Raw genomic sequence first — 7,476 nt, forward strand, 5'->3', positions numbered from 1 at the left:
GATAACATCTTGACATATGCATCTCCAATGTTGGTCAAAGAAATAAAAACCCGACGAGTCCTAATAAGTCGGGTTTTTTTGTGCCTAATTTTCAGGTGCACAGACCGAGGCGAATGATGAGTAGGATCATTATGTCTGTAAAAAGCCTACATTAAAAAGAAAGGAGATGTTGATATGTCATCAAAAATTGTTATCCGTAAAACGACTATCCCTGTACGCGTTACTGTTACATGTGGAATCACAGTTACCACAACAACAAGAATAGTACGTAAGTAATATTCCCGAAACAGACCACTATAAGTTTAGGATTAATAGTGGTCTTTGTTTTGTTTATCTAAAAATAAATCCATTCATCATTCGCCTCTCCCGTCAGACTACGTTTTTGTTACCAACACATTATGATTTTGATTCTAATGGAAAGCACACGCCATGACTTTACTGGATATTTTCAAGGACTTAAAAGACCATAGAATGAACCGAACTAAACTGCACTCGATGGAGAATATCATCTTCATTTCACTAGCCGCTGTAATATGCGGTGCTGAAACGTGGAATGAGATCGAAGAATTTGGAGTCGAGAAATTTGACTGGTTCAGTAAACATCTAAATCTAGAGAATGGAATTCCATCTCACGACACATTCAACCGGTTCTTTTCTACAATGGATCCGGATAAATTCGAGAGTTGCTTCAGGGAATGGGTATCCACAATCCAGAGAGAGAAAACAGGAGATGTAATCTCAATTGATGGCAAATCAATCCGTGGATCGAAACGAAGTAATTTACATGCAGTACACATGGTAAGTGCATGGTCGAAGAATGCTGGTATAACACTTGGCCAGGTTTATACCAATAAGAAGATTGGAGAATTGAATGTAATCCTGGAGTTGCTTGATGCCTTATTCATTGAAGGATCTATTGTCACGCTTGACGCTATGGGAGCACAGATGAATATCGCCTCTAAAATAGTAGAGAAAGGAGCTGACTATGTACTCCAAGTGAAAAATAACCGGCGCCAAATGGTGAGAGATATTGAGTTTGCTTTCAGGGAATTGACGCCTGATTCTGTTCATGAAACGATTGATCAGGCTCATGGGAGAATCGAAAAGAGAACAGCTGCAGTGTTATACCATCCAAAGATGCTCAGAAAACATGAGGTGTGGGATAATCTACAGTCTATTATAGTTGTGAAATCAGAAGTCACGATAGCTGGTAAAACAGAGTTCAGTACTACTCATTACATTTCGAGTCTTAACACAAACGCAGAGCATATAATGAGTGTGATCCGTTCGCACTGGGGAATAGAGAATAACCTACACTGGATGCTAGACGTTGCGTTCAATGAAGATGGGTCCCGTAAAATGAATCAGAATGCAGTGATCAATTTTTCATTGATCAACAAAATATCACTTGAAATACTCAAGCGGGAGTCGAGTTCAAAGATTGGCGTGAAGTCCAAAAGGATGAAAGCTGGCTGGGGAACTGGTTATTTGGAGAAGGTGTTAGGATTATGAAATGAAATTTATATTTTAGCTGTTCACTTTAATTCATTGAATCATGACAAAAAATAACGAACAAACATCTAAAAAGGTAGCAAAAGAAGCAAGTAAATTGTTATCTAACCCTAAAGCTCCGAAAAAGGTAAAAAGTGTTGCGGCATCTGCTTTGACACAGACACCGAATAAGCCTAAGAAAAAGTGATGTCAATATTTTCATATATCTTCTTAGTCAAATGCTGAATGAAGTAAGCGTACGCTTCGTCTGACTCACTAGAGTACTCAATCCCTATCCGATTAAGTATGAAAAATGCACAATGAAATATCTCATGACTCAATATAGCCAACCCATCAACTGTGGTTGGCTTTTCCTTTAACCACAAAAGCACCTGTCCGGTGGAGAACATGATAGTTCTACCAGAGCATAACTTGTTTATCTTTAATTCTGTTGATACGATTCTATTAGGGAGTACATCCGTTAATTTTTTGCGTAAATCAGATTTCCTCTCTCCACATGAAACAAGTACATCGAATGGGTATACCTCCCCTTTTACTATAAAGTGACATGTCTTGTCATTATTCATTGTATCCTATTTATTGCAGTGCAGTTTAGATGCGTTTGCCGTGTACTGTATCCATACTTAACCCATACTTGACCTATGCTCTATCCGTACTTGACCTGTAGCTGAGTGATTCAGATGCGTTTTTTTGTGATTTTGGAATCCTTTTTTGGATGGTGTTTTTTTACAATTATGTGCATGTCGTTCTCGATACTTCCGACTGAAAAAGTCGGAAACTCGAACCGACATAGCCGATTGAATGATGTCCTTCGACTTGAAATGAAAAACAGGATCCGCTTAATTCTCTGTGAGCTACGGGAAATTTAAAAAATCACTTAAATTATCGGACAAAACATACCTTTATAGTATGATACAACAATCCACTCTCAATTTTCTTGCTGTTTTAAAAGCAAACAACAACCGCGATTGGTTTCAGACAAACAAAGCGGTTTATGAACATGCGCATCAAAATGTCATTGCTTTCGCAGATTCGCTGCTGGCTAAAATGCGCATTCACGATCATCTTGAAACAGCGTCGGGAAAAGCGAGTTTATTTCGTATTTATGCAGATACCCGGTTCTCTAAAGAGAAAGCTCCCTACAAAACGCATTTCGGGATCCGGTTCAGCAGGGCAGGCGCTCAATTACGCGGAGGATATTATTTTCACCTGGAACCCGGGCATAGTTTTATGGCAGGTGGGTTCTTTGCTCCGAATCCGGATGATTTGAAACGCATCCGGGAAGATATTTCGTTCAATTACGACGAATGGAATGCGCTTTTGACACAACCCGATTTCGTTGATACATTCGGCGAATTGCACGGTGATGCTGTAAAAACAGCGCCCAAAGGTTTCGATCAAGATCATCCGGCTATTGAGCTCTTACGAAAGAAGCAATTTATCTTACGACATCCTTTTACCGACGAGGAGGTGTTACGGCCAGACTTCGTGGAAAAACTGGATCAAACATTCCAGGGGCTTCGTCCGTTTTTTGATTATATGAGCGAGGTTTTAACAACGGATGCGAATGGTGAATCAATCCTTTAGCAGGTAAGCTGTTGTTGGCGGGCTTCACCGCAATACGATGAAAAATATTAAATTACCTTCAGTTTTTCATACACCTGCTCCCGGTAATTCAACCCGATGGGGATGTTCTTTGTATTGGCGAGCGTGATGATGTGCTGTTCCACATATTTGACTTTATGCAGGTTGATGAAAAAGGATTTATGCACCCGGACGATATGCGCCATGTGGTTTAAACTTTCTTCGATCCCGGTCAATGTTCCGTGAACAATGACTTTCTCCGCTTCCAGGTACAAGCAGATGTAATTGCGCATTCCTTCGATATAGACGATCTGATCCGGGTCGATTTTCACCAGTTTCTTGTCGCTTTTGACATAAAAAGGGGCGTTCCGGTTTTCCCCGGCAGCTTGCACAGGTTGTTGTTCGTGGATATTCAGAAAATGTTGTGCTTTCTGAACTGCTTTGGAAAAGCGTTCGAGCGAAATGGGTTTCAACAAATAATCCAGTGCACTCTGATCGAAAGCGTTCAGTGCATATTGATTGTAAGCGGTGGTGTAAATGATTGCCGGCGGATGATTGAACATATTGACGAAGTCAGTTCCGCTGATTTCCGGCATTTTGATATCCAGGAAAATCAAGTCGATGTTTTTATCCTTGTTTAAAAAACTGATGAGTTCGAAAACGTTATTACACACTCCTTCCAGTTCCAAACTATCAAATTTTGAAATATGATGGATCAATACTTCCTGCGCCAGTTTTTCGTCGTCTACTACCAGGCATCTTATTTTTCGAGTCATTTCACAGCAAAATTAACAAGGTCACTTTAAAAATTCCTTCTTGCTTTTCGATTTCCAGCGAATGCCGCGAAGGATATAACAACTCCAGGCGCTTCCGGACATTCTGAATTCCAATCCCTCCTACCTGAGTGTTTTTTGTCTTTGGTTCCTTATAGGTGTTCTCGCAGGTAAACACCAGGCGGGTTTCGTTTTTAGACAGCGATGCCCTGATATAAGAATCATCCACCGTAGAATCCACGCCGTGTTTGAATGCATTTTCGATCAACGGCAATAAAAGCATCGGAGCAATTTTAATGGTCTGATCAATCTCATCGTGATTAAACGAAACACTTGCCGTAGCCGGTATTCTCATTTTTTCAATGGCCATATAGGTTTCAATGATCGCTACCTCATCCAGAACGGGAATTTCACGTTCCCGGGTTTCATATAAGGAATAGCGGAGAATATCTGAGAGTTGTAAAATAACGCCTGGGGTTTTATCCGACTTATTCAAGGACAAAGCGTATAAGCTGTTGAGCACATTAAACAAAAAATGCGGACTGATCTGTGATTTCAATAAGTTGAGCTCGGCAATGATCTGCTCATTTCGAATGTGATTTTCTTTTTTCAGCTTCAGCAAAAATTCCCGGATCACATACCCGATGACCAGCATGATCATCACAATACTAATTGCGGGAAATGCATCGAAATAATACTGATACTCCTTCAGGAATCCGGGAGCGGAAGAAGTCATTCCGACAGGAGTAAATTGACTTAAATCATCCGTATGATAAGCGTCCTGTAACCCATGCAGGTATAATCCCAAAATCAACGAACCGGCAAGAAACGTCAAGGCAATTCTCAGGAAATATCTTCCGGCTTTTTTGTCCCTGCGCAGCTTTGGAAGCAAGTAAAAATTGTTGATCCAACCCGGCACAAAAATCAGGCTGTTGTATAGTAAAACATCCCCAAGAGCAACTTCGCTACCGCTATTGTTTGCAATTGCCGCCCAAAAGATCAAACCTGTAAAAAGGGCATTCAATAACAGCCTGATTAAAGGGAAGCGCCTGGTCACTTTCATTGAAAAACACGTTAAAAGCATAAAGTTAGCGATTCCTGCCTCAAACGGTCTTTTTTTACACCAACCTGTCCAAATCAGGGACGAACGCGGTCTGCTTTCATAGAAAAACTGTTTGTCCCCAATTCCGGGAAGCAGGTCAAAAAAACAATCACATGCTGAGCAAACGCGCTTTACTTTGCAACAGCACTCTGATAAACGTGCATTCTATAAATTCAATTCAGTATGGCATCCAAATTTATTCTCTCCCTACTCTTCGTTACAGCTGCTTTCGGCATAACGGCTCAAAATCTTCACATAGACCAGGTCGACAGCTTCATCGGTCTCCTGGAAAACAACAACCGCTGTATCGGCTCGCTGATCATTTCTAAAAACGGAAAGGAGCTCTACCACCGGGATTTCGGGCAGGCTGCTGTTCCGAAGCTGAAACACGACCAGCATACCAAATACCAAATCGGATCCATTACCAAAACGTATACGGCTGTTTTGATCTTTCAATTGATTGAAAGCGGACGTTTGTCTTTAGATGACAAGCTGGAAAAATTCTTTCCGGAAATGCCGGGAGCAAGTGAAATCACCCTGAAACAGATGCTGAATCACACCAGCGGATTGGGCGATTATGTCTGGAATGAAAAAGATCCAAACTGGCTTCTCAAAAAGGTCAGTGAACAGCAAATCCTGGATGAGATCAAACGCCAGGGCCTGGCTTTCAAACCCGGAGAAAAACAGGAATACTCCAATTCGGCTTACTACTTGCTGGCTAACATTGCAGAAAAAGTGTACCAGAAGAATTATGGAATACTTATCCAGGAACAAATATGCCAACCGCTTGGTTTAAAAAATACGGCGTCCATATTGACCAAACCGGAGAATGTGTACTTGCCCTATGTATACCAAACAAACGGTAAATGGGTAAAAATGCCGGATTTTTATTTTCCGAATACCAAAGGTGTCGGAGATATTGTTGCAACTCCCGAAGATTTATTACTGTTCATCCAGGCATTATTCCGCTATGAAATCGTGAAAAAAGAAACGGTAGAGATCATGAAACCAGTGTTGGATCCGGATGAATACTTCGGAAGAGGATTGATGCAGATTCCGATGAGAACACAAATGCTTTACGGACATGGCGGTGATACAAAAGGAACGCATTCGGTATTGGGTTATAACGAAAAAGACAGCGTTTCGATCGTGCTTGCTATCAACGGAGAACGCTTCACCCGAAATCAGCTCATTTTGGGCGTGTTGAGCATCATGTATGAGGAACCTTTTGAATTTCCAGAGTTTAAAGACGTGAAGGTTTCCGCAAAAGAAATGGATCAATATACCGGTACCTACACTTCACCTGAGTTGCCGATTAAAATAGCCGTCAATCACAAGGATGGAGTTCTTTACATCCAGGGAACCGGGCAATCTCCCCTTCCGGTTGAGGCTTATGACACGAACAAATTTCAGTTTGAAGAAGCCGGCGTAAAAATTGAGTTCTTAGCCGATCACAAGACGATGATTTTTAAACAGGGTGGAATGACTTTCGAGATGAAAAAAGAATAAGGTGTCTGGTTTTTATTTATTTCCTGACAGATTCTTTCAGACAACGAATAAGCCTTTCGTTCCTCCTCTCTTATAAACCACTAAAAAAACAATCATTTAGCACACACTTTATTCAGATGAATCGCTTGAACTTGTCTTCTGTGAGTGTTTATCCGAATCCAACGGACGGAAACCTGACAATCTCCGGCGACGAATTGTTTACGGAATTGGTACTCACGGATGTATCCGGAAAGATTCCGGATCGGACTTCTCTTTATCCGTCGGGAATGGTTTCTTATCCCATCCATCAACCGGAAGGCGTTTATTTCCTGAAGATTACTGCCGGAAAATCAACGGTGGTTAAAAAGATTTTGGTGCGCTGAGATTTCTATCAGTGCTGACTCTCAAACCGATACCGGATTGCCGTTTCGAGCACATCGATATGGATGTCTTTTAGTGTTTTGAATTTAATGCAATACCCGGTTACGCTTGCCTTTCCCAACTTTTCACCATATGTTCTGGCTAAGTATGTTTTATCCTCCAGACCCAGGATATACACAGAGATTCCGGTTTTGTTGGCGCTCAACCCAATTTGAAAAAACTCCCTGCTTGTTCCGTCAGCATATTGGATGGTGTAGCCTCCGTATCCGATATTCGGATTGGCAATGATTTTGCCCTCGCTGTTTTTACCATCTGTGAACCATAATTTACAATCCGGTGACACGTGAAGTATCATTTGATGCAACGCTTCTATCTCACTGCGTTTTGGCCCGGGCTGGCTCGCAATATATGCTTCGATTTGTTCTTGTGTGTTCATATAACCGTTTTATTACGATAATCATTCAATAGTACAGATTCATGACGAAAGAACAAAACAGCGAATGAGGTAAGAGAATGATCCTTACGTTGTTTGAAACTTCCACCATTCATTTTGTCTGTTTCAACAACAGCTCTCTCCTTTTTGAATCGGCGGACATTTTACTGTTCCGTAACTGCAATAAACACAGCAATCGCCTT

Annotated in this window: 8 protein-coding genes; 5 read left to right on the plus strand and 3 right to left on the minus strand. The window is 41.2% G+C overall.

The annotated features are described in order from the left end of the window. The first annotated feature begins 429 nt into the window (after positions 1 to 429). The 3 genes from Q1V93_RS05130 (at position 430) to Q1V93_RS05140 (ending at position 3,099) form a co-directional block, all read left to right on the plus strand. Positions 430 to 1,512, plus strand: a complete 1,083-nt coding sequence (locus Q1V93_RS05130) for an ISAs1 family transposase (protein WP_300662395.1) — start codon at positions 430 to 432, stop codon at positions 1,510 to 1,512. Between the two features lie 43 nt (positions 1,513 to 1,555). Then, complete coding sequence (locus Q1V93_RS05135) at positions 1,556 to 1,699, plus strand: hypothetical protein (RefSeq protein WP_300662398.1); 144 nt, start codon at positions 1,556 to 1,558, stop codon at positions 1,697 to 1,699. 722 nt (positions 1,700 to 2,421) lie between these two features. Further along, positions 2,422 to 3,099, plus strand: coding sequence for a DUF2461 domain-containing protein (locus tag Q1V93_RS05140; protein WP_300662401.1), 678 nt, complete (start codon positions 2,422 to 2,424; stop codon positions 3,097 to 3,099). Between the two features lie 47 nt (positions 3,100 to 3,146). Here Q1V93_RS05140 and Q1V93_RS05145 read toward each other — a convergent pair whose 3' ends face one another. Together Q1V93_RS05145 and Q1V93_RS05150 are read right to left on the minus strand one after the other, a co-directional pair. Continuing rightward, positions 3,147 to 3,872: a response regulator gene (locus tag Q1V93_RS05145; RefSeq protein ID WP_300662404.1), complete on the minus strand. Its 726-nt coding sequence runs from the start codon at positions 3,870 to 3,872 to the stop codon at positions 3,147 to 3,149. Between the two features lies 1 nt (position 3,873). Beyond that, positions 3,874 to 4,932 (minus strand): histidine kinase, encoded by a 1,059-nt coding sequence (locus Q1V93_RS05150; RefSeq protein WP_300662407.1) that lies wholly within the window; start codon positions 4,930 to 4,932, stop codon positions 3,874 to 3,876. Between the two features lie 222 nt (positions 4,933 to 5,154). On the opposite strand from Q1V93_RS05150, the gene Q1V93_RS05155 reads away from it, so the two are divergent. After that, positions 5,155 to 6,480 (plus strand): serine hydrolase domain-containing protein, encoded by a 1,326-nt coding sequence (locus Q1V93_RS05155; RefSeq protein ID WP_300662409.1) that lies wholly within the window; start codon positions 5,155 to 5,157, stop codon positions 6,478 to 6,480. A gap of 116 nt (positions 6,481 to 6,596) precedes the next feature. Next, complete coding sequence (locus tag Q1V93_RS05160; RefSeq protein ID WP_300662411.1) at positions 6,597 to 6,842, plus strand: T9SS type A sorting domain-containing protein; 246 nt, start codon at positions 6,597 to 6,599, stop codon at positions 6,840 to 6,842. Positions 6,843 to 6,850: 8 nt separating this feature from the next. Here Q1V93_RS05160 and Q1V93_RS05165 read toward each other — a convergent pair whose 3' ends face one another. Continuing rightward, the gene (locus tag Q1V93_RS05165) at positions 6,851 to 7,276 is read right to left on the minus strand and encodes a DUF1801 domain-containing protein (protein ID WP_300662413.1); all 426 of its coding nucleotides are present in this window, start codon (positions 7,274 to 7,276) and stop codon (positions 6,851 to 6,853) included. Between the last annotated feature and the right edge of the window lie 200 nt (positions 7,277 to 7,476).

Origin of the sequence: Fluviicola sp. (assembly GCF_030151805.1) — a bacterium.
Taxonomy (GTDB): Bacteria; Bacteroidota; Bacteroidia; order Flavobacteriales_D; family Crocinitomicaceae; genus Fluviicola.

Coding starts and splice junctions, on each gene's coding strand:
- Q1V93_RS05130 (WP_300662395.1), top strand. CDS start 430: ATGACTTTACTGGATATTTTCAAGGACTTAAAAGACCATAGAATGAAC.
- Q1V93_RS05135 (WP_300662398.1), top strand. CDS start 1,556: ATGACAAAAAATAACGAACAAACATCTAAAAAGGTAGCAAAAGAAGCA.
- Q1V93_RS05140 (WP_300662401.1), top strand. CDS start 2,422: ATGATACAACAATCCACTCTCAATTTTCTTGCTGTTTTAAAAGCAAAC.
- Q1V93_RS05145 (WP_300662404.1), bottom strand. CDS start 3,872: ATGACTCGAAAAATAAGATGCCTGGTAGTAGACGACGAAAAACTGGCG.
- Q1V93_RS05150 (WP_300662407.1), bottom strand. CDS start 4,932: ATGAAAGTGACCAGGCGCTTCCCTTTAATCAGGCTGTTATTGAATGCC.
- Q1V93_RS05155 (WP_300662409.1), top strand. CDS start 5,155: ATGGCATCCAAATTTATTCTCTCCCTACTCTTCGTTACAGCTGCTTTC.
- Q1V93_RS05160 (WP_300662411.1), top strand. CDS start 6,597: ATGAATCGCTTGAACTTGTCTTCTGTGAGTGTTTATCCGAATCCAACG.
- Q1V93_RS05165 (WP_300662413.1), bottom strand. CDS start 7,276: ATGAACACACAAGAACAAATCGAAGCATATATTGCGAGCCAGCCCGGG.